The sequence below is a fragment of the Microcoleus sp. B3-A4 genome (assembly GCF_036705385.1).
Taxonomy (GTDB): domain Bacteria; phylum Cyanobacteriota; class Cyanobacteriia; order Cyanobacteriales; family Microcoleaceae; genus Microcoleus.
In genome coordinates this window covers 25,493-48,239 of record NZ_JAUBUI010000049.1, presented here as the reverse complement: position 1 = coordinate 48,239, position 22,747 = coordinate 25,493, and the positions used below count along the sequence as shown (strand labels likewise).

Here is a 22,747-nt window from a genome sequence, read left to right as displayed (position 1 = left end):
CAAAATTGGGACGTATTCTCCGCTTATAAAGCCAGTTTAGGCTTTGTTTGGGCTTAAAATTTGTTTAAGTCCCGATAGTCATCAACTCTTGTGGTCTCAGGCGTTGAGCTTTGAGGCGCCTGTTTTTTGCAAGATTTCTTAGACCAGCAATTCTTCGGATTTGGTGGCATTTTTTTCACCGGCTTTATTTGAGGGCGTGATGGAGTTTGTTGTACGCTTAAGCTATAAGATAAACGACTCTCAATTTCGACAATAGAAATCACAGAAATTTCCAACCCCTGTTCCGATTTCCCCGCTACACCATTATAAAAATAACCCTTACCGTCAGTTTTTTTGCCACTTTTTCTTAAAAAAGAACAATCGATAACGGCAATGACTGTGTGTTCAGGATTTAAGGCAGATTCGAGGAATTATTGATTAAATTGTGGAAAATTAAAGTTTTTGAGAAAGTGACGACGGTAGGTTTTTTCGCTCAAATAACTATAACGACTGAGATTCGTGAAGTTGACCTTACCATAGACCAGCAAAATAGTTGAGAATAAAGTGATTAAAAACTTCTTTTTGGGTTGACTAATTCCTGGCATTTGTTGTAAGATGGATTCAATAATCTTCATAAGGCAATCTGTTGAGCTTGTGTGTTTTTATAGCTTAACCTAAAAGAGTGCCTTTTTTTCTGTTTATTTTGGGTTCAGATACCACTCAGTTTTTTCGCTTCTGTGCTTTATTGCGTAAGCATCCCTATTTAAAAACTGTCCGGAGTATTGCTCTAATTTATACGCAGTAAACCGGGGCAAAAATCTTTATTTCAAAAGCTTACTACCCTGAATATATTTTTTGTCAATTGGGGAAGTTCAGTGTAATCGGTGATTGGTAATTGTAGGTGGGGTAGAAGGAAGGGAAACCCCACCTACAATTACTATTAACAGTCAACAGTCAACAGTCAACAGTCAACAGTCAACAATTAATTGTTAACTGTTGACTGTTAAACTGACTGCAGCCTGTGCCGAACTCGTTATAAAGTGCCAGAATGGCTGCTCATTATCTCGATTTTGAACTCTTGGAGAGCTTACCTTCAAAAGGTTGAACTCCACTATTTGGATAGTTGTCATCGCTGGGGCTAAAAATCCGCACCGCTGCTTCCGAAACGTAACGCATCGCGTTTGCCAAAGATTTAGAAAGATTCATAGAATCTGCCTCTCTTAATCTGGGTTCTGATACTTATTAGATTACTCGGATTTTTGGGCTATGGATGACTTTAGCAATATTTATTTGAATTACTTATTGGTCTGCAACATTGAAGCAAGCTGAAGGTTTTAGGAATTACGCATTGTTGGACGATCGACCTTTTGCTGGTAGATTTTTCCTTGGTCAACTCAAGCTGTCGCGATCGCCCTCCCGACGCTCAGAAACCGGGTTGTCTAACTCTGTTCAAAGGCTGCAAGGAAATATTTTCGCAAAAAACCCGGAACGCCTGAGTGTTTGTGGTTAATTCCTGAGTTTGTTAAATTAAATATTTATATTGGTTTTACCATAATATTAATGTACAAATTAACCGAAATCCGCTATAAAAGGGCATAACCAGCGAATTTCTCCGACAAATATAGGTAATCTTTATCAAAGATTTACAAAAAGATATGGTGTTTGTCACTATAATTAAAAAAAAGAAGTTTGTCCGGGGTTTTTCTTATGAAAACTACCACAGAAAGCCTGCAGCTCACAGGTTTTGAAGAAATCTTAGAAGACCGGGAACTAACGGTTTCTTCAGCAGATTACAGCCTTTTGACCGATCTCTACCAGCTAACGATGGCCGCTTGTTATGTCGGGGAAGGGCTCGACGGGCGGGCCGCGAGTTTTGAATTATTCGCGCGCAGGCTGCCAGAGGGTTTTGGCTACGCGATCGCGATGGGTTTGGCCCAAGTTCTCGATTATTTGGAGAAATTTCGGTTTTCGCCGGCCCAAATTCAGGCTTTGCAGTTCACTGGGATTTTTGCCGGCGCCCCGGAGCAATTTTGGACTTTACTCGCCACAGCCCGCTTTACTGGCGATGTTTGGGCGGTTCCGGAGGGAACGGCGGTGTTTGCCAACGAGCCTCTGCTGCGAATTGAGGCTCCTCTGTGGCAGGCTCAGTTAGTGGAAACTTATTTATTAAATGCCATAAATTATCAAACTTTGATTGCGACGCGGGCAGCGCGGCTGCGCGATGTGGCGGGCCCGGAGGCTAAGTTGCTTGAATTCGGGACGCGCAGGGCTTTTGGGCCTCAAGCTGCTGTTTGGGCGGCTAGGGCTGCTCTGGCTGCGGGATTCGACGGAACTTCTAATGTTTTGGCTGCTTTGAAGTTGGGCCGCAAGCCTGTCGGTACGATCGCCCATGCTTTGGTAATGGCTGTGGCTGCCCTCGAAGGCAGCGAGAATCAGGCGTTTGCAGCTTTTCACCGCTATTTTCCGGGGGCGCCGCTGCTGATCGATACTTATGATACTGTGGCGGCGGCGCGGATGTTGGCCGATCGAGTCAACAGCGGTGAAATGCAGTTGGAAGGCGTGCGGCTGGATTCGGGCGATTTGGCGGTGCTGTCTCGGGAAGTTCGATCGATCCTTCCGGGCGTTCCTATTTTTGCTAGCGGCGATTTGGACGATCGAGAAATTGCGAAATTAAAAAGTAGCGGCGCTTGCATTGACGGTTACGGTTTGGGAACCAAGTTGGTCAGCGGTTCTCCTGTCAACGGTGTTTATAAGTTGGTGGAAATTGACGGAATTCCGGTGATGAAAGAGGCAAGCGGCAAGGTAACATATCCAGGAAGAAAGCAAATTTTTAGACATATTGAAAATGGGCAAATTCTCGGAGATTGTTTGGGATTGTCAGGAGAAAATATTAAGAATTGCGATTCTCATGTACCATTAATGAAATTGGTTGTCAAGGACGGCAAACGAGTCCAGAACCCGGAAAGTTTGGACGATATCGCCAAACGAACTGCTGCTTCTGTCGCCAGTCTTCGACCCGAAACTCGCCAACTTGACAACCCGATTTCGCCGCAGGTGGAAATTTCTACTGATTTGCAGAGTCTCACCCAAAAAACGAAAAAGAGTCATTAGTCAGTAGTCATCAATCAAGAGCCAACAATCAACAGCCACAATCAACAGTCATTAGTCATCAATCAACAGCCAACACTCAACAGTCAACAGTCAACAGTCAACAGTCAACAATTACCGATTCCCTATGCAGAAGATTGCTCTTTTTGGAACCAGTGCCGATCCGCCCACAGCAGGACACAAAACAATTCTGAGTTGGCTTTCCCAACATTTTGATTGGGTAGCAGTTTGGGCGTCGGACAATCCTTTTAAGTCGCACCAAACTTCTCTAGAACACCGATCGGCAATGCTGCTGTTAATGATTCAAGAAATTAATTCGCCCAGACACAATCTTTGCTTGCATCCAGAACTCAGCAGTCCGAGGACGGTGGAAACTGTGGAACAAGCAAGATTGCTGTGGCCGAATGCAGATTTGACGCTGGTAATAGGTTCGGACTTGGTGGGGCAACTGCCTCGCTGGTACAAATTTGAACAATTGTTAAAACAAGTGGAGTTACTGATAGTACCGCGGCCCGGTTATCCGTCAGAGCAATTAGATTTGTGGCAGTTGAGGCGCCTGGGTGCAGACGTGGCGATCGCATCTTTGAGTGCTCCCAATGTTTCTTCTACTTCCTATCGGGAAACAGGAGACAGGGAAGCTCTGACTCCGACCATCGAAGATTACATCAATAGGGAGCATTTGTACGCATGGCACGAGGCACGAAAAAGGGCGAAGGTTGCTCATTAGCTGACTTTAAAGTAGGAGTAGATAATGTGATTTTCTCCGTCGATGCCGTGCAGAACCGCTTGTTGGTGCTGTTGGTAATGCGGCAAGACGAACCGTTTATCGATTCTTGGAGTCTTCCCGGTACTTTGGTGCGTCAGGGCGAGTCTCTTGAAAATGCGGCTTACCGAATTTTGTCTGAGAAAATTCGGGTAAAAAATTTGTATCTGGAGCAATTGTATACTTTCGGAGAACCGGGGCGCGATCCTCGGGAAATTACCAGGGGCGATCGCTATCTTTCGGTGAGTTATTTTGCTTTGGTTCGCTTTGAGGAAGCTGAGTTAATTGCTGGGAGTGTAGTGGCGGGCGTCGGGCACCGCGTCGGCGGCATTGCTTGGTATCCCGTGCAACAAGTTCCACAGCTTGCCTTCGATCACAATCAAATTCTCGAATACGGATATCGGCGACTGCGTAACAAACTTGAATACAGTCCGGTAGCTTTTGAAGTTTTGCCGGAACTTTTTACTTTGAGCGATTTGTATCAGCTTTATACAACTATTTTGGGGGAAAGTTTTTCGGATTATTCTAATTTTAGATCTCGATTGTTAAAATTGGGTTTTTTGTGCGATACCGGTGTTAAGGTTTCGCGCGGGGCGGGTCGCCCTGCTAGTTTGTACCGCTTTGATGCGGCCGCTTTTGCTCCTTTCAAAAATAAGCCACTGGTGTTTATCTAGCTGTTCCTTGGATGACATTCGGGGATCAATTTAGTAACATTAGAATAGAAGCTATTAAGGAGTGCAGACTATGAAAGACCCTGATGAATGCGCTAATATTCACGAAGTTCGGGAGGAAATTGATATCATCGATCGAGAAGTGATCGAGGCTTTGAGCAAGAGATTTCAATACGTCATCGCGGCTGCAAGGTTCAAAACGAGTGAAGCTAGCGTTCGATCGTCGGATCGCTTTCAGGCTATGTTACAACAGCGGCGCGAGTGGGCTAAAGAATCGGGTTTGAATCCTGATGTCGTGGAAAATATTTACCGGGATTTGGTAAATTATTATATTGAGGAAGAGTTAAAACATTACAAATCTAAGTAAGTTTTCGCTACATTCAAATCTAGGACTATAGGAAAGTGAGCCCGCGCGGGCGGATTGTTAGCAATATTTATTAAGTGATTTGGTGATATGAAAATTGCGATCGCACAACTCAATCCTACTATTGGTGATATCTTGGGCAACTCCAACCTAATTCTGGAGGCTGCGAAAAAAGCTGAGGTTGAGGGCGCAAACTTATTGCTAACACCGGAACTTTCCCTGATCGGTTATCCGCCGCGCGATTTGTTAATTAATCCGAGTTTCATTGCAGATGCAGGTGCACAGTTGCTGCAACTGGCGCAAGGTTTGCCGCCGGAGTTGGCAGTCATAGCAGGTACTGCCTTACCTAATGCTAATGCTGTTAAACTCGGCGGAAAATCATTGTTTAATAGCGCTGTTTTGTTGCAAAATGGCGTTGTCAAACAAGTTTTTCATAAACGCTTGTTGCCTACTTATGATGTATTTGATGAAGATAGATATTTTGAACCAGGAGAAAACAGCAATTACTTTTCTATTGGCGAACTCAAAGTCGGCGTGACAATTTGTGAAGATTTGTGGAACAATGAGGAATTTTGGGGTAAACGCAGTTACGCAGGCGATCCTGTTTCCGATTTGGCAAAATTGGGTGTAGATTTAGTGCTGAATTTGTCGGCCTCGCCTTATTCTGCGGGGAAGCGGGGAGTGAGATCGGCGATGTTGCAGCACAGCGTCATCCGCTGCGGGCTACCGATTATTTACGCTAATCAGGTAGGGGGAAATGACGATATTATTTTTGACGGCAGCAGTTTTGCTGTGAATCGAAAGGGTGATTTAATTCAGGTATTAGCTTCTTTTGAAACGGATTTTGCGGTGCTGGAATATGACGCAGCTAAACAAGATTTAGTTGGCAGCCATCAGCAAAGTGCAGCAGGAATTGAGGCGGTGCCGTTGAGTTTTTATCCGGCAGAAGGAGATGCCGAAATATGGGCGGCTTTGGTTTTGGGAGTACGAGATTATGTTCGCAAGTGCGGTTTTTCTAAGGTTGTACTCGGTTTGAGCGGCGGAATAGATTCGGCTTTGGTGGCGGCGATCGCCAGTTGCGCGATCGGACCCGAAAATGTTCTAGGGGTGCTGATGCCTTCTCCTTATAGTTCGGATCATTCGGTTAATGATGCTTTGGAATTAGCCCGAAATCTGGGCATCGCGATCGAACTATTGCCGATCGGCGATTTGATGAAAACTTACGATGGCACTCTCGCCAATTTGTTTGTCAACACAACTTTCGGGATTGCTGAGGAAAATATTCAATCGCGGATTCGAGGCAATCTGTTGATGGCAATTTCCAATAAGTTCGGACATTTGCTGCTTTCGACTGGGAATAAGTCGGAAATGGCTGTGGGTTACTGCACTCTCTACGGCGATATGAATGGGGGATTGGCGGTGATTTCCGATGTGCCGAAAACTCGCGTTTATTCGCTTTGTCGGTGGCTAAATTCTAGCGGATATGTAGGGGCGGTGTCCCCGTCGCCGCCTCTGGCAAAGGAAATTATTCCGGTTAATATTATTAGTAAAGCGCCGAGTGCTGAACTGAAACCGGGACAAATTGACCAAGATTCTTTGCCGGATTACGATGTTTTGGATGACATCTTGCAGCGGTTGATAGAACATCACGAATCTGCCCAAGAAATTGTCGCTGCAGGACACGATGAAGCGGTGGTTAAACGTGTAGTAAAATTAGTCAGACAAGCGGAGTTTAAACGGCGACAAGCAGCCCCGGGTTTGAAAATTAGCGATCGAGCTTTTGGTACCGGTTGGCGGATGCCGATCGCCAAATCTTCATTTTATTAAACGCATCATTAAACGCAAAATGGTTAACATCGACGGTAGTTTCGGCTTCGATTTTCTCCTGGGAACTCTCAGCAACGATACGATTAGAGGATTTGCGGGTAATGATACTGTTCAAGGTTTGGGGGGAAACGACCGAATTTTTGGCGATCGAGAAAATGATTTGCTAGCAGGAAATGAAGGCGCTGATACCCTGTCTGGCGGTCAGGGAAGCGATACAATCTATGGAGGACAAGACTCCGATTGGATATTTGGCGATCGGGGTAACGATTTGCTAATAGGTGGCGAAGGGGGGGATATCTTGACAGGAGGGGCGGGGGAGGATTTATTTGTGATTGAAAGAACATCCGCCGCATCTACTATTACTGAAGCCGATACAATTACAGATTTTGGCAACGGCAATGATAAAATTGTCTTGACAGAAGGCATGAAGTTTAGCGATTTAGAGCTTTCTGTTTCCGACAACCAAACTATTATGAAAGATAAAAATTCGGGCAAATATTTAGGAGTTGTTTCGGGAAATTCTAATCTGACTGAATCCAACTTTATTTCGCTGTTTGGCGAACTAGATAGGGGTCAGCTTTTGCCAATTTCGGTTAACACGATTATAGCCGATCGCGCGATCGGACTGGAAGTGGCGCAAACTCCCCAAGAACAAGCCACAGGTTTAATGTTTCGGACAGAATTACCGGAGGACAGAGGAATGTTTTTCCCGATCGAACCAGCGCGAAACGTGCGTTTTTGGATGAAAAACGTGTTGATTGAACTCGATATGGTTTTTCTGCGGGAAGGCGTAGTGCAGGCGATAATTCCTAACGTACCGCCGTGTTTGACCGAAACCTGCCCCAACTACGGCCCGGATGTTCCCGTTGACGGAGTGATCGAACTAAGAGGGGGAAGGGCGGCCCAATTGGGACTGAAAGTTGGCGATCGGATTCCCAATTTACCGTAAAAGGTATATGATTTTATCGCAGCCTTCAACATTTGTGCATCCAATGAATCCTATTGAATTAAAAATAATCCCCAATCAAACTCAAGACGGTTTAGCTTACCAACATTTGCGCTTGCGTATTACAACTCAAGACGGTATCATTACGCCAAATGATTTACAAGGTTTGAAACTTCCTCAAGACGTTCAATTCAGCCAAGGAATTGTCATTGAAGGTAGAGGAGCAATTTGGCTGTACGGGTATTTAGTACACGAATGTCATCCTGCGGCTTGGGTTGGATGTTACGATCCGCGATTAGAAGGTGCCGTGGTAGTAGCGACGCACAAGCACGAGGTATCAGTTGGACAGGTATTAAAATTGAGTTTACCGAGCGATTAAGACTCTCCGTAGCGGGTGTAGCGGCTTTAGTTTTGAATGCCAATCCGATTCTTACTCCGGCCCAAGTTGAGTATATCTTGACGACAACAGCCAACCCAAATGGGATAATAGCCTAGAAAAAATAGGCAGCCACTATTCAGAAACATTAGTCGATCGCCATACAACCGCGCCAATCTGTTTTGTCCGAACCTCCGCGCGGATGGGATGTGGATGCAATCCAGCAATGGCAAATATGGATTGACTTCGCAGTTAGAAGTTTGGCAGAAACTCGGCGGTTCTAGTTGTCCAACTTGTGAAGGTCAAATTCAAAATTTTAGCAAGCAAGTAGGATGGAACATGAGCTCGCAAGTAAGTCCTATACCAAGGGAGTTTCCAGGCTAGTATCCAACACTTGCTGCATGAAGTTGGCAAAGTTATGTTGACAGCGATAAAAGCATAACTAGGTACAGTCTTTTTGCTGGCGCGCAGACATGACAAGCGTGGAGAGTTACAAAAATTAATCTGTTTTCTACTTTCGCTTGCGGCAAGTAACAGTTAATACCGCATATTCCAGGTTCATGAACTAGAGTAGCAGCTATATTGTGTGGTGTTAATCTGTCGGGTGCGGATCTGCGAGATATTGGATAAAACTTGCAGATTGTTGATGGCAACGCACCTTAATTGCTGGAGTTTTCAAGGCTTTTTACCTATGCCTGTTTCTCACAAATCATTTAGGATTGCTATAAATTGAGAGGGGTTTAATAATATTGAGGAATTGCTGCAAAATGGTGGACGAATGATTAGGCCGCCAAACAGCAGTTAATTGAGTGGTTGTCGTTTGTTCCTGAATCTGACGATAGACCACTCCTTCGCGTTGAATATTCTGTACGTGAGATGGCAGAATGCTGATACCTGTTTCGCCTGCGACTAATCCCAAAATTGTGACCATAAAGACGGCTGTTTGAGCAACTTTAGGAACAAACCCTGCTTGCGAACATACATGGTAAATTTCCTCAGATAAGCCAGCCACAATCTGATGAAGGGGCATTACAAATTCTTGATCCTTTAGGTCGGAAAGCGAAATTTTGGATTGGGCTGTAAGCGGATGGTTTTTGGGTAAAACGACGACAAGTGGTTCTTGCGTGAGAGACATCGTTTCTAAATCATTGGCTTCAGAAATATCGTGGTAGAGATAGAGAAAAATGATATCAGTCTGGCGATCGCGCAACCTCTGAATTAAGAAAGCACTGTGTTCTTCCTGCAAAATCAGTTGTACCTCTGGATATTGCTGTCGAAAAGTTCGCAGAATCTCTGGAAAGACACCATTCGCGATCGAACTGGGAAAACCCACCGTCAAATAACCCAATTCACCCTGATCGATGCGCTGGGTTTTATGTACCGCTTGTTCTAACTGTACCAAAGTTGCGCGAGCTTCTTCTAAAAACGCCTGTCCTGCTGGGGTTAGCTGAATCGGGTGACTTTTGCGATCGAATAGCTTTACACCCAGTTCAGCCTCTAAATCTTTAATTTGTTGACTTAGGGGGGGTTGGGCAATGTGCAATCGCTTTGCGGCGCGACTAAAGCTCAGTTCGTCTGCCACTGCAATGAAGTAACGAAGATGGCGAAGTTCCATAGGTTATACGATTTTAGATTTGAGAATTGAACGATTGGGAATGAATGATTACTATTATGGTTTGGAGCACGGGCCTACAGTTACATTCTCTTTTGTAACGGGGATAAAATACTATATTTTTTAAGTATATTTTTATATAAAAAATAGTATTTGACATATAGCAATAACTTCTTTATCTTGAAAGTAATAGTTATAAGTTTCGGCACGAAATACCCATTTAAGTATTGCTTAATGAGGATTATTCATGATTTCGCAAGTAATTCGACGAGTTGCAGTTGTGGGAGGAACCCACGGAAACGAGTTGACTGGGGTTTATCTGATTAAGAAGTTTCAACAATTCCCAGACTTATTGAAACGATCGAGCTTTGAGGTGGTTACTCTATTAGCTAATCCTCAAGCGGTAAAGTCCAATCGGCGTTATGTCGATCGCGATTTGAACCGTTGCTTTGCCGAGGAAGATTTGTCTAACCCAGATTTGATGGGTTACGAGAACAGACGTGCTAAGGAAATCTCCGCCCAACTATGTCCGAAAGACGAACATGGGGCTGATGCGATCGTTGACCTTCACAGCACAACGGCCAACATGGGGCTGACAATTTTACCATCTAGCAAACATCCATTCAATTTGCAATTATTAGCTTATTTGAGTGAGATCGAGCCCTCACTGCGAGTTTGTTTGGGAGAGCATTCTGGTGAGGATGCCCCAATGCTTCGATCGCTGTCTGCTTTCGGTGGCACCGTAGAAGTTGGGCCCATCGCCCAGGGAGTCGTCAATGCTCATCAACTTCAGCAAACCGAAATGCTGGTTCACGCCATTCTGGATTATCTCGACGCACAAAATCGGGGAAAGCCGCTTCCTATACCATCATATTTAACTGTATATCAAGCGATCGGCTCAGTAGACTATCCCAGAAATTCAGTAGGTGAACTGCAAGCTGCGATCCACCCCCAACTTCAGTTCAAAGACTATGAACCCTTACATCCCGGTGAACCGATGTTTCTCACATTTACGGGAGAATCACTCCCCTATCAAGGAGAATCTACTGTTTTCCCTGTATTCATTAACGAAGCTGCCTATTACGAAAAACACATAGCGATGGTTTTGACGCAAAAACAACAGCTTCAGCTTGAAACGGCATAACTTGCCGAAAAATATGACTTTTATGAAATTAGGGTTATGACTTTTATGAAATCAAGCAATGAATTTATGAATTGACTTATCATCTCGCCGGTGGAAGAATGTTAATTAATTTAAAATCAAGCATTGTCTCCCGTCAACAAAAGTGAATCTCAAATTATCGGAGCCAATTTATGGAAAGTACGCTCGGTATACTTGCAATCGATCGCGAACAGCAGCTCACCCCAGCACTAACAACCTTTGGTAATAGCGGTCAGCTTAATTTTTTCACGGCCTCCAGTCAATTTAACGGTAGCGTTCCCGGCAACGGCTTTGACACTGATAATTTGACAGGGATGGCGATCGGCGAACAACAACAAATAGCAGATTTTGTAGTAGCCCAAAGCAGCGACATCCTCAGTTACTCAGCCAACAATCAAGTCGCTAGCGGTACATCTGCTGCTCAACAACAACCAAACTCTGATGCGATCGCTGTCGGCACAGATCCCCTCACAGGAACGAGAACGGCTAATCAGTTGAATTTCTCAGACCCAGACAACTCCTTAGCCACTGCACGCAACATTGGTGTTGCTGATAACAATCGCCTCACCTTCAATGATATTGTCGGAGTTGACGATAACGAGGATTATTATCGCTTTACTATTAACAACAATAGCGATGTAAGCTTGCGTATCGATGTTGTGAATGGAGCAGGAATCGAGTTGATTCAAGATAAGAATCGCAACGGCGAAGCTGATTATGATGAACTTCTTGGCAGCGATTATGCCTCACCCGGTGCCTCCGGCGAGATAAATTTCTTCAACCTCACTCCTGGAGATTACTATGTCGCAGTTTATAGTTACTTTGACTATAAGAATTACAACCTGAATCTGGCTGCAACGCCTGGTACTGGTTTTAGCAGCAATTACGGATACGGTTTAGTGGATGCAAATGCAGCAGTAGCCCGCACTTTTAACAGTTCAGTTAAGTTCCCCGAAGTTCCTAATTTGGGCGGGAATGATTGGGCAAGAGACATGGTAAATGCGCCGGAAGTTTGGCAGGGCGGAATTACCGGAAATGGGATTGTTGTAGCTGTCGTCGATACCGGCGTTGACTACACCCATCTCGATTTAGATGCCAATATTTGGCAGAATGCGGATGAGATTCCCAATAACCGAATTGACGACGATCGCAATGGATATATTGATGATATTCGGGGTTGGGATTTTGTGTGGAACGACAACAACCCAATGGATTGGGACGGTCATGGGACTCACGTAGCAGGCGCGATCGCGGCCGAACGCAATGGTTTTCACATCACAGGAGTTGCCCCCAATGCCAAGATTATGCCTGTCAAGGTGTGGGACCCGTATAACGGGAACATCAATAATATTGCAGAAGGAATTCGCTATGCTGCTAATAATGGAGCCAATGTAATTAACCTCAGCTTGGCCGATTATCGGTTATCTTCCAAGGTAATTGAGGACGCAGTTCAGTATGCAAATAGTAAAGGCTCTGTTGTCGTCATGTCAGCAGGAAATGATTATTCCAGGCAACCAGATTATCCAGCTAGAAATGCCGATCGCTTCGGAATGGCTGTTGGAGGAATTGATCGAAATGGCAGAGTGGCTTACTTCTCTAACGATGCAGGTTCTAAACCTTTGAATTACGTAGTCGCACCTGGAGTAGATATCCTTTCTACAACTCCAAATAACAATTACAAAACCTACGAAGGCACATCGATGGCGGCCCCTCACGTGGCGGGTGTAGTGGCTTTAGTTTTGAATGCAAATCCGAATCTAACTCCGGCTCAGGTTGAGCAAATTTTGACTTCAACAGCCAACCCAAATGAGATAATAGCCTAGAAACTACCCGTACAGAAACATCTCTGTAATTACTGGCAAAACTTTCTCGCAATCTGTGCTTTAAAAAATAAAACTTATTTTTTTGCATAAAAGTCGGAAGCTTTGCCTGAGTAGAAAAATAAATCGAGACATCGCAAGGAGAAACGAACTTATGACTTTACGAACAGATCCATCAGGAATACCCCGCTTAATTGGCGAAGACAAATCAGAATTAGTTGATTTATACGATGTTAATTCCCAATTTGGAGAAGTAACTAACTTCCCTTCAGGAATTTGGATGCTCGGAGGTAACGATACAGTTCACGGATCTTTAGCTAATGATTTGGTATTTGGTAATGACGGGGAAGATAGTTTCAGAGGGGATGAGGGAGATGATTCTTTATTTGGAGGAAGAGGGAAAGACTTTTTGCAAGGAAATGAGGGAAATAACTATTTAAGTGGGGGTCAAGATGCAGATTGGATTATAGATAACGGAGACGATGATATTTTATTGGGCGGTAGAGGCAATGACATTCTCTACAGCGGTTACGACAATGATACTCTGGTTGGAGGTTTGGGTCGAGACTTCTTATCAGGTGTAGTTTCTAGCATCGGGGGAAATCTCCCTAAATGGACGGGAAGAACTTTATACGTTCTCCAACCTGAACCCGGAGTTACTGATATCAATCAAGCCGATCTGATTAACCATTTCAGATTGGGTTTCGATCGGATTGGATTAGCAAGTGGTTTGACACCTAACGATGTAGTTTTGCAAGAGTTGACCAATACAACTATTTTTATACAGTTTGATGTGCCAGAAGATGTGAAAATCTTGATGACGCCATCTGAGTTAAATCCTCCACCGCAAGTGCTTTCAGGGACTCTCATCAAACTCAGGAATACCGGAGATTTCCTAGGTTTTGTTCCAGGTATAACGCCCGATCGACTCCAAAACAGCATCATCTCGGTTCAGGAATTATAAGTTAAAGCAATTTTTGCCAGTGGTGGCAATTAGCATTATATGGCGGGGTTTCCCAACCCGATTTGGTATTATGTAGGGTGTGCAGTGCAAACCTTACCGCTGTTGCCAATTGAAAACCCCGATCTTATACTAATTCTAAAAAAACCTGCAACAGTAGCTGTAGGGTGCATACAGTCTTTCAGGAAACAAACCAAAAACTCATAACAGTTGCATGATTTTGAAGAATTGGTATTAAATTATGGCAAGTTACAGAACTGTGTTGTTTTTAAACAGTCTAACTTTAATGCTGGTTGGGCTAGTGACGGCGTGTCTGAGTTTATTTGGTTCTTCGGTAAAAGGGTTATTTTTGCCTCCTTGCTCTGCCACGTATCCGGGTGCAGGTTTCTTTTTTTTAGCCTTCCAAATGTTATTTTATTTATCGGTAATGGTGTGCGCTTTTACCTTTGGATTGCTGAGAATTATTCAACCCCATCGCCCAGAAAATCGATTTATTTTATATTCGGCACTGTTTGCCGGTTGCTTTCTGTTCAATGAAGTTTTTCGCACCCACGTTCATCTTGGACGTGCGGGTTTTCCGAAAGTGACAATTGTCATATTTTACGCGGTGCTGGCAATTGCATACGGATTAGCTTTTCGGAGACAAATTCGCTCCACTCCCTATGCTTTACTGCTGAGTGGCGTTGGTTTGCTATTTGTTGCCTTTTTTGCAGAAGCGCTGCCATTAAAAAACGAGATTGTTTCGAGCTTGCTGGAGGGAATACCGAAGCTGTTGAGCGGAATTAATATTGCACTTTATTTTTGGTTTTTGTGTCAGGGTTTGATAGTGCGATCGCTCAATTTTTCTAACAAGACATCACATCCCGAATGAAGTAAGATGAAGATTTGCCGTTGGGTGGGGGGGGTTTTTGAGATTGTCCGTTTTTGGCAAATATTGTTGGTAAAACCCGCCCCTAGATGATTGTATAATCGGTTAAAACTGAGATATTGCACCCTTCTCAATTAGGCTTTTATGAACAGGCATCTTGCCTGTTCCACAAAATATAAATTTTATTGTGGAACAGGCAAGATGCCTGTTGCTGACAATGGTGCAAGATATCAGTTAAAACAAAAAGTATCGCTGCGCCATTGGCAAAACTGTTGCCGGTTCGCAAGTTAGCAATTCCCCATCCGCCCTGACTTCATAAGTTTCTGGATCGACTTCCATTTGTGGCAAATAATCGTTGAGTTTCATGTCTCTTTTGCTAATTTGTCGCGTCCCGGAAACTGCTACAGTTGGCTTTTGCAAACCGAGCTGTGCGGCAATATCTCGATCGCGCGCAGCTTGGGAAACGAACGTCAGACAAGTCGCCCCAATCGCCCCGCCAAAACTGCCAAACATCGGCCGCATATGCACCGGTTGCGGCGTCGGAATGCTGGCGTTAGCATCTCCCATCTGCCCGTAGGCGATCGCCCCTCCTTTAATTACCAGTTCCGGTTTCACCCCAAAAAAAGCCGGCCGCCACAAACACAAATCCGCCAACTTTCCCTCTTCCACCGAACCGACATACTGACTAATTCCGTGAGTAATTGCCGGATTAATTGTATATTTCGCAATGTACCGCTTCACCCGAAAATTGTCATTTTCTCCCCCTGGTTCCCCCCCTTGGTAAGGGGGGGTTAGGGGGGGTAAAATCCCTCTTTGAACCTTCATTTTATGAGCCGTTTGCCAAGTCCGAATAATCACCTCTCCCACTCTTCCCATCGCCTGAGAATCAGAAGAAATCATACTAAACGCACCTAAATCGTGGAGAATATCCTCAGCAGCAATAGTTTCCCTTCTAATTCTCGATTCAGCAAAAGCCACATCTTCAGGAATGCCTCGATCCAAATGGTGGCAAACCATCAACATATCTAAATGTTCTTCTAAAGTATTGACAGTGTAAGGGCGAGTCGGGTTAGTTGACGAGGGCAAAACATTAGCTTGGCCACAAACTTTGATAATATCAGGTGCGTGTCCGCCACCCGCACCTTCGGTGTGGTAGGTATGAATGGCTCGATTCTTAAAAGCGGCAATTGTAGCTTCCACAAATCCCGCTTCATTGAGAGTATCCGTGTGAATTGCAACTTGCACGTCGTACTCGTCAGCTACATTCAAACAAGTGTCGATCGTTGCTGGTGTAGTTCCCCAATCTTCGTGGAGTTTCAAACCCATTGCACCGGCAAAGATTTGTTCAATTAATCCTTGGGGTTGACTGCTATTTCCTTTACCTAAAAACCCTAGATTTACGGGGAAAGCGTCAGCAGCTTGCAGCATTCTGTACATATGCCAAGGCCCCGGAGTGCAAGTTGTGGCGTTTGTACCCGTTGCAGGGCCAGTGCCGCCGCCGATCATTGTCGTGATTCCGGAGGCGATCGCCACTTCTATTTGTTGCGGGCAAATAAAGTGAATGTGAGTGTCAATTCCCCCAGCGGTGAGAATCATTCCTTCACCGGCAATTACTTCAGTACCAGGCCCGATAATAATATCTACCCTATCTTGAACATAAGGATTTCCGGCTTTACCAATTTTGTAAATTTTGCCGTCTTTAATACCGACATCTGCTTTAACAATTCCCCACCAATCCAATATTAAAGCATTAGTAATTACCGTATCAACAGCGCCGTCTGCATTAGAAATAGGCGACTGTCCCATGCCGTCTCGAATGACTTTGCCACCGCCAAATTTAACTTCATCCCCGTAGGTTGTGAAGTCTTTTTCAACTTCTATGAATAATTCTGTATCGGCTAACCGGACGCGATCGCCCACAGTCGGCCCGAAGGTTTCCGCGTAGGCGCGGCGATCCATTCTGTAACTCATGCTCGCTCCTAATATTAATAAATTTTTAGTTGGCAGTTGAGACCCACTTGAATTATAGTATGTGACGAGTTCCTCAATCTGCAACAGTCAAAAAAATACAACATTAGGCAAGCTTTAAAACCCCGATATGCCTCAATTTTTGCCAATCGAAAATCTAAAATGCTATCAAGGGGCAACTTTCCTCCAGCATTTTAGGGATTTCCCTTTTCAAAATCTCCACATCCACCGTCATATCCATGCCAATGAAACTCCAATCTTCTGGTATATTATTGTCATCAACCATACGGGAGTATTCTAATCCCAATAGCTGGCAAATGTAATAGAAATATGGCGGAGTGTACCCTCCATAAAAGAATTCCAATACTTTCGTTCCCGGCTGACACCACAGCAAATTTGTAAAACCAGCCCCGTGAGGGCCGACAACCACCGCCGCTTCTGCAAACAGACGAATTTGTTCATCAACAGGGCGCGGGATATCTTCCAAAATTTCAAAATCAAATTCTTTCAAAACCTCTCGCACTTGTACTTCATTTTTTACCTTGCGCCGGCCGCTTCTAGACAAATAAAGTTTTCTATAAGGCTTTACCTTTTCCTTAAGACAGAATTTTTTCCGCAAAAGCTCTATATCGTAAGGACTGGGAAAATACCAGTCTTGATTGTTTCCCACCACCACACTTTCTGCATGATATCCCGTATCTCTAGCCCGAGTGTCGATTAGTGAACTTTCAGGAATACCGAGTTTGGTCATAAAACCCAACTCAAAATCTGTATGTCGTAAAGGATAACAAATTTTAGCTTCTTGCCAAATTTCCTTACCTAAAGCCTCCTCAATTCGACAAAGTTTAGCCAGCACAAAAATTACATAATCATAATAACTACACCACAAATGCGACCAAGGAGCAACTACCAGCGGATAGGTAATTTGATTAGGTTTGTAAGGCCATTCCAGAATGCCCGCACCGCTAATCCGAAAATCCAAGTCTAAAAGCAACTTGTTATTCAGCAGCGTGTTGCCAGAAGTGCAAATAGTTAGAGAATTTATTTTTTGATTCAGGGAAATCTTCCACACATAATCTGGGTCAAAAGACACGGGTTTTTCCGTGGCAAAAAACCGAGAAGGCACTTTGTTTACCGAGGTTAATGCGGGTATATTAATAGGTTGGTGCTGCTTTTTGTAAACGATGCTGTCATCTAACAATTTGATGCTGGTGCGCCGGTCTAACGGGGTTCTCCAGACACGCCTTGATGTTTCGAGCAAGCTCTGCTTCAGTGTCTGTTTTATCTGGTCAACTAATTTTGGGTTTATCACGCGCTTTTGCTGTATATCTTTGCAGTTTTAACAACCACGGTATACCGCCAACTGCAAATTTTAACTCGCTCAAAAGTGGGAGATTGAACTAACAAAAGAAAGCCAGAAGGGACTTATACAGAAGGCAGAGAAAAAGTTGTGAGATGGCTTTGTCACTCTCCAGGCATAGGGCTGGAAGTGATACCATGTTAGATTCGGGATTGCGGATGACTTATTACTATCATGGTGTGGATATTTTTTACAGTTGCATTCTTTTTGGAAACTGGCAGAACTTTGAATTTAAAAAGTTCACATTCAAAGCTCAACAATCGTGAACCGTCATCTGGCTTCATACTTCAGCATCCAGATGACCGTCCACTTTTCCATTAAAGCCGTAGACTTGACGACTACCAACAAACGGCACTAATTGAACTTCCCTTTCATCTCCCGGTTCAAACCTGACTGCTGTACCTGCGGGGATATCCAACCGCATTCCTTTGGCTTGTTCTCGATTAAATTCTAAGGCTTCGTTAGCTTCGTAAAAGTGATAGTGGGAGCCAACTTGTATGGGTCGATCGCCTTTATTTCCTACCAGCACCCGCACGGTTGGGCGATCGGCATTTAATTCTATTTCGCCTGCTGAAACAATCATTTCTCCGGGAATCATTTTTTCCTCCTATGAGTCTCTGTGGTTAATTTTTTAACGGATAGGATCGTGCACTGTTACCAACTTAGTTCCGTCGGGGAAAGTCGCCTCAACCTGGACTTCATGCACCATTTCTGCTATCCCTTCCATCACATCTTCCCGTGTCAGTAGAGTTGTTCCATAACTCATTAAATCGGCGACGGTGAGGCCGTCTCTGGCTCCTTCTAAAATCGCGGCGGAAATATAGGCGAGTGCTTCTGGATAGTTTAATTTTAAACCTCTTTGTTTCCGGCGCTCTGCTACCAGGGCGGCGGTGAAAATCAACAGCTTGTCTTTTTCTTGGGGGGTGAGTTGCATTTTTATTCTTGTAAGTGCGATCGCATTATTTGGTTATGATATCGTTTACGGTTGTTTCTGAATGATTAAACCGCAAAGGGCGCTGAGGGCGCTGAGGAAGAGAAGAGAGAGATGAATAATCTAGTTAGGAGGGCAACTATACATTGAAACTCAAAGATCATCCTATTTTATCCAAACTCTGGGCAAACAGCAAGGGCGTTGTGAAAAAGACAAGCGCAGCAACTGCCAAATGTTGACAAACCAGTCTCTAGCTGCGGTTGTGGATGTACCGCGATATCGGCATAGCAAACCGTTAGGAATACGAGTCACGCCGACGGTGGAATTACCAGGATAAATTGTTGCCTCAGATGGCAAATCTCGCACTTTTTCCACGAGTTCTGTGGTTACGGGTTCGCCTACCCAAGCGAGGGTGGCGACTACGGGTTTTCCTGCAAGGCCGTGAGGGCTTTCGAGCATTTTTTCTCCACCTTTGAGCAATTGTCGGTCAATCCATAAAGGGCTGTTTTGTTGCCAGATTTCGGTGTGCGATATCCATTCTCCCGACAAGAACCTTTCGCCCCTAGCACTGCGTCCAAATCTGGTAATTTCCCACAGTAAAATCCTCGCTGTTGGTGCTAATTCTACCCGCAAACTTTGCCGATATATTGCGCCGTCAAAAACTATTGTTTCCTGTGGCAGCCATTCTAAATTAGCACCGGCTTCTAGTTTGATGTCGATATTTTGTTGTGATTCTAGTCCGCTGCTGCGATAGATTTTACTAGCAGCGGCGCTGGTAATCAAGGCTTTGGCGTTGGGTTGGAGGTGAAAATGGCTGGAAAGTCGATCGCCCCCGACAACTCCCCCAGCCGTGTGCAAGATGACGCTGTGACAAATCTCTTTCCCTTCAGGATAAAAGGGGCGCTGCACCTTAAGGGGCGCTTGCATTTGATTGTGAATGATTTGAGTTGCGCCGCTGCGGTTAGCGTAGACTAAATTGAGGTGGCCGTGCCATCCAGTTTGAATGTTATTTGTAGGTGTGTCAGTCGAGTTTTGAATCACAGCTTTTTAGAAGTTAATAATAAAGATTATTAACAATATAGTATTACTACCCGCTACCCAACATTCCGCCAGGGAATTCATTCCCTGGCGGTCTATGACAAAAGATAACAATAATACAAGATAGCAGATTATACTAATTAATATGCGTTTTAAATTATCCTCCCATGCCAGCAACCCCTGAAAGCCTCCAAAAATTCGTTACCTACTGCCAACAACACATTACAGGCGATGAAAAAGGACAAGCACAGGTATTTTTAGACCGCTTCTTTCGGGCTTTCGGCCACGATGGGGCATTAGAAGCAGGCGCAACCTATGAGGAACGCATAGAAAAAAGCAGCAAAAAAGGTCAAATGGGATTTGCTGATTTGGTGTGGAAAAAGCAGGTTTTGATTGAAATGAAAAAGCGCGGTGAAGATTTGACTAAAAGAGAACACCGCACCCAAACAGAACGCTATTATATTCGCCTCAAAAAAGACGATCGCCCGCGCTACGTGATGATGTGCAATTTTGACGAGTTTCACATTTACGATTTCGACCTTCAGCCGGATCAGCCTGTAGACATTATATCCCTAAAGCAATTGCCCGCGCGATCGCCCGCTTTTGCCTTCATGGAATCTACCAGCCGCCGCCCCATATTCAAAAACAACCAAGTCGAGATTACTGAAAAAGCTGCTAGCAGGATGGGGATGCTGCTGGAAATGCTAATCGAGCGCGGCCAAGAGCGCAAGTTTGCTAAATTTAATCAGTTTCAGGCACAGCGATTTGTGTTGCAGTGCGTCTTAGCAATGTTTGCCGAAGATAGGGGACTTTTGCCGTCGGCACTCTTTACTCGCTGCGTCAAAGATTGTCTGGAAGGAGCAAGTTCTTACGATGTCTTGGGCGGCTTATTTCAAGCAATGAATCAGCAGGGAGTCACGCCGGAAGGACGTTATGAAGGAGTCGAGTATTTCAACGGCGGATTATTTTCGGAAATACACCCCATTGAACTGCAACAGGGAGAGTTGAAAATATTAGAAGTTTGTGCCGAACAAAACTGGAGTCAGGTACGCCCTTCTATCTTTGGCAATATCTTTGAATCGGCTTTGAAAACAGATAAAAAACAGCGCCGCGCCTACGGGATTCACTTTACTACAGAGGGAGACATTCGTCGCATTGTTTTGCCCACAATTAGCTATTACTGGGAAGAGCGAATTAACGCTGCAAATACCGTAGCCAAACTGCAACATCTGCACCAAGAATTAGGTCGCTATCGCGTCCTAGATCCGGCTTGCGGTTCGGGTAATTTTCTGTATGTAGCTTATCAGGAACTTAAGCAAGTTGAAAAGTTACTTTTAGATAAGCTAAACGAGTTCGACGGTACAAGAGGTTATATGAATTTAGTCACGCCGCAGCAATTTTACGGCATGGATATTAACTCGTTTGCGGTGGAGTTGGCGCGGGTGACGTTGATGATTGGCCGCAAGGTGGCGATCGATAATTTGGGATTGAAAGAACCTTCTCTGCCTTTAGATACTTTGGATAAAAATATTGTCTATGCTGATGCTTTATTTACTGATTGGGTGAAGGCTGACGCGATTATCGGCAATCCTCCGTTTTTAGGCGGAAAGCACATGAGGATTGCCCTGGGAGATGAATATATTGACCGCGTTTTTAAACGCTTTCCTGATGTGAAAGATTCGGTGGATTTTTGTGCTTATTGGTTTCGCATAGCTCACAATAATTTAGAACTCAATGGCCGGGCTGGTTTAGTTGCTACTAATTCAATTAGTCAAGGTAAAAGTCGTGCTGCTGCTTTAGATTATATAGCGCAAAATGGCGGTCACATTTATGCGGCAGTTTCTACTCAGCCTTGGTCTGGGGAAGCTAAGGTTCATGTTAGTTTGATTAACTGGAGCAAGGAAAAACAGAAAGTTTACTATTTAGATAATCTCGTGGTTTCAAGTATTAACTCTTCACTACAAGCTACGATTGATGTTTCTCAAGCTGCTAGGTTGTCAGCGAATTTAAATAAATGCTTTCAAGGTATAATTCCGGTTGGCAAAGGATTCATTGTTACTCAGCCGCAAGTAGAGGATTGGGTGAAAGCTGATGCGAAAAATCAAGATGTTTTGAAACTTTTTTCAATGGGGGCAAATCTAGCAAAAAATCCTAACGGTATGCCGGAACGCTGGATTATTGACTTCAATGATATGAACATTGAAGAAGCGAGCGAATATGTGCTGCCTTTTGAGTATGTGAAATCTAATGTAAAGCCTGAACGGGATAAGAATCGCAGAGAAGTAACTAAAGTTAATTGGTGGAAATATGGCGAAAAACGACCAGCAATGAGAAAGGCGATCGCCCCTTTATCTCACTACTTCACTGTACCGAGAGTCTCAAAATGGGCTGTCTTCATTCCCGCTCCCGTTAGTTGGCTACCAGGTGACTTAAATATTGTTGTTGCTTCAGAAGACTTCTACATTTTTGGCATTCTCACATCAAAGGTTCATCGCTTCTGGGTTAAAGCTCAAAGCTCAACACTTGGAGATACAACTCGATACACGAATACAACCTGCTTTGAAACTTTCCCATTTCCCCAGACAGCAGCGAAGCAATTAGTAGAGCAAATTCGGGCAACTGCGGTTGAATTGCATCAATATCGCACTCAACAAATGTCAGCAAAGCAGTGGGGAATTACTCAACTTTACAATAAATTTTTTGAAGAACCAACAAGTCAACTTTATAAACTTCATGCTAAGCTCGATCGCGAAGTAATGCAAGCTTACGGATTTACTGACAGCGACGATATTTTAGCAAAAGTGCTGGAATTAAACTTAGAACTGGCAGAAAAAGAAAAACGGGGAGAACCGGTAGTTGGGCCTTGTGTCCCAACTGACTACAAATACTAATCGCTGTAACCCTAAGTTTTGTTAATTTGCGTATAATCACATAGATTGTTGATATAGATCACAAACACTCTAGTCTAAAAACAGAGATACTAGGGGAAGCGT

21 protein-coding genes are annotated in these 22,747 nt (G+C 44.2%); 14 read left to right on the top strand and 7 right to left on the bottom strand.

Annotation, left to right across the window (positions count from 1 at the left end; all coding sequences use genetic code 11):
- Nucleotides 1-1,038: 1,038 nt before the first annotated feature.
- Nucleotides 1,039-1,185 (bottom strand): isochorismate synthase, encoded by a 147-nt coding sequence (locus QUB33_RS19095; RefSeq protein WP_333352619.1) that lies wholly within the window; start codon nt 1,183-1,185, stop codon nt 1,039-1,041.
- A 109-nt stretch (nt 1,186-1,294) separates the two neighbouring features.
- Between QUB33_RS19095 and QUB33_RS19090 the strand changes: the two genes are divergently transcribed.
- The 9 genes from QUB33_RS19090 (at nt 1,295) to QUB33_RS19050 (ending at nt 8,418) form a co-directional block, all read left to right on the top strand.
- Nucleotides 1,295-1,489 (top strand): hypothetical protein, encoded by a 195-nt coding sequence (locus tag QUB33_RS19090; protein ID WP_333352616.1) that lies wholly within the window; start codon nt 1,295-1,297, stop codon nt 1,487-1,489.
- Nucleotides 1,490-1,686: 197 nt separating this feature from the next.
- Nucleotides 1,687-3,090 carry a nicotinate phosphoribosyltransferase gene (locus QUB33_RS19085; RefSeq protein ID WP_333352613.1) on the top strand — a complete coding sequence of 468 codons (1,404 nt, stop codon included), beginning with the start codon at nt 1,687-1,689 and terminating at the stop codon, nt 3,088-3,090.
- Nucleotides 3,091-3,214: 124 nt separating this feature from the next.
- Nucleotides 3,215-3,814, top strand: coding sequence for a nicotinate-nucleotide adenylyltransferase (locus QUB33_RS19080; protein WP_333352610.1), 600 nt, complete (start codon nt 3,215-3,217; stop codon nt 3,812-3,814).
- A complete protein-coding gene (locus QUB33_RS19075) occupies nt 3,775-4,524 on the top strand; it encodes an NrtR DNA-binding winged helix domain-containing protein (RefSeq protein ID WP_333352607.1) in 750 nt (249 codons plus the stop codon). The genes QUB33_RS19080 and QUB33_RS19075 overlap by 40 nt, the downstream gene beginning before the upstream one ends.
- A gap of 70 nt (nt 4,525-4,594) precedes the next feature.
- Nucleotides 4,595-4,888 carry an isochorismate lyase gene (locus QUB33_RS19070; RefSeq protein ID WP_333068455.1) on the top strand — a complete coding sequence of 98 codons (294 nt, stop codon included), beginning with the start codon at nt 4,595-4,597 and terminating at the stop codon, nt 4,886-4,888.
- 87 nt (nt 4,889-4,975) lie between these two features.
- Nucleotides 4,976-6,712: an NAD+ synthase gene (locus QUB33_RS19065; RefSeq protein WP_333352604.1), complete on the top strand. Its 1,737-nt coding sequence runs from the start codon at nt 4,976-4,978 to the stop codon at nt 6,710-6,712.
- Between the two features lie 19 nt (nt 6,713-6,731).
- Nucleotides 6,732-7,661 (top strand): DUF192 domain-containing protein, encoded by a 930-nt coding sequence (locus tag QUB33_RS19060; protein ID WP_333352601.1) that lies wholly within the window; start codon nt 6,732-6,734, stop codon nt 7,659-7,661.
- Nucleotides 7,662-7,704: 43 nt separating this feature from the next.
- Nucleotides 7,705-8,037 carry a CRISPR-associated ring nuclease Crn3/Csx3 gene (crn3, locus tag QUB33_RS19055; RefSeq protein ID WP_006635328.1) on the top strand — a complete coding sequence of 111 codons (333 nt, stop codon included), beginning with the start codon at nt 7,705-7,707 and terminating at the stop codon, nt 8,035-8,037.
- A 204-nt stretch (nt 8,038-8,241) separates the two neighbouring features.
- Nucleotides 8,242-8,418: a GUN4 domain-containing protein gene (locus QUB33_RS19050; RefSeq protein ID WP_333352598.1), complete on the top strand. Its 177-nt coding sequence runs from the start codon at nt 8,242-8,244 to the stop codon at nt 8,416-8,418.
- 325 nt (nt 8,419-8,743) lie between these two features.
- Here QUB33_RS19050 and QUB33_RS19045 read toward each other — a convergent pair whose 3' ends face one another.
- A complete protein-coding gene (locus QUB33_RS19045; protein ID WP_333352594.1) occupies nt 8,744-9,649 on the bottom strand; it encodes a LysR substrate-binding domain-containing protein in 906 nt (301 codons plus the stop codon).
- A 244-nt stretch (nt 9,650-9,893) separates the two neighbouring features.
- Between QUB33_RS19045 and QUB33_RS19040 the strand changes: the two genes are divergently transcribed.
- From QUB33_RS19040 to QUB33_RS19025, 4 genes are all read left to right on the top strand, one after another.
- Nucleotides 9,894-10,790 carry an aspartoacylase gene (locus QUB33_RS19040; RefSeq protein ID WP_333352591.1) on the top strand — a complete coding sequence of 299 codons (897 nt, stop codon included), beginning with the start codon at nt 9,894-9,896 and terminating at the stop codon, nt 10,788-10,790.
- Nucleotides 10,791-10,960: 170 nt separating this feature from the next.
- On the top strand, nt 10,961-12,631 hold the full coding sequence (locus QUB33_RS19035; RefSeq protein WP_333352587.1) for a S8 family peptidase: 1,671 nt from the start codon (nt 10,961-10,963) through the stop codon (nt 12,629-12,631).
- Between the two features lie 151 nt (nt 12,632-12,782).
- The gene (locus QUB33_RS19030; RefSeq protein WP_333352584.1) at nt 12,783-13,592 is read left to right on the top strand and encodes a calcium-binding protein; all 810 of its coding nucleotides are present in this window, start codon (nt 12,783-12,785) and stop codon (nt 13,590-13,592) included.
- 238 nt (nt 13,593-13,830) lie between these two features.
- Nucleotides 13,831-14,460 carry a hypothetical protein gene (locus tag QUB33_RS19025; protein ID WP_333352581.1) on the top strand — a complete coding sequence of 210 codons (630 nt, stop codon included), beginning with the start codon at nt 13,831-13,833 and terminating at the stop codon, nt 14,458-14,460.
- 231 nt (nt 14,461-14,691) lie between these two features.
- Here QUB33_RS19025 and ureC read toward each other — a convergent pair whose 3' ends face one another.
- The 5 genes from ureC to QUB33_RS19000 all read right to left on the bottom strand — a co-directional run bounded on the left by ureC (nt 14,692) and on the right by QUB33_RS19000 (nt 19,757).
- Complete coding sequence (gene ureC, locus QUB33_RS19020; RefSeq protein WP_333352578.1) at nt 14,692-16,428, bottom strand: urease subunit alpha; 1,737 nt, start codon at nt 16,426-16,428, stop codon at nt 14,692-14,694.
- Nucleotides 16,429-16,582: 154 nt separating this feature from the next.
- A complete protein-coding gene (locus tag QUB33_RS19015) occupies nt 16,583-17,737 on the bottom strand; it encodes a glycosyltransferase family 61 protein (protein WP_333352575.1) in 1,155 nt (384 codons plus the stop codon).
- Nucleotides 17,738-18,065: 328 nt separating this feature from the next.
- On the bottom strand, nt 18,066-18,383 hold the full coding sequence (locus QUB33_RS19010) for an urease subunit beta (RefSeq protein ID WP_333352572.1): 318 nt from the start codon (nt 18,381-18,383) through the stop codon (nt 18,066-18,068).
- A 33-nt stretch (nt 18,384-18,416) separates the two neighbouring features.
- Nucleotides 18,417-18,719, bottom strand: coding sequence for an urease subunit gamma (ureA, locus tag QUB33_RS19005; protein WP_006635319.1), 303 nt, complete (start codon nt 18,717-18,719; stop codon nt 18,417-18,419).
- 162 nt (nt 18,720-18,881) lie between these two features.
- Nucleotides 18,882-19,757 carry an urease accessory protein UreD gene (locus QUB33_RS19000; RefSeq protein ID WP_333352569.1) on the bottom strand — a complete coding sequence of 292 codons (876 nt, stop codon included), beginning with the start codon at nt 19,755-19,757 and terminating at the stop codon, nt 18,882-18,884.
- Nucleotides 19,758-19,921: 164 nt separating this feature from the next.
- On the opposite strand from QUB33_RS19000, the gene QUB33_RS18995 reads away from it, so the two are divergent.
- Nucleotides 19,922-22,645: a DNA methyltransferase gene (locus tag QUB33_RS18995; protein WP_333352566.1), complete on the top strand. Its 2,724-nt coding sequence runs from the start codon at nt 19,922-19,924 to the stop codon at nt 22,643-22,645.
- Nucleotides 22,646-22,747: the final 102 nt, after the last annotated feature.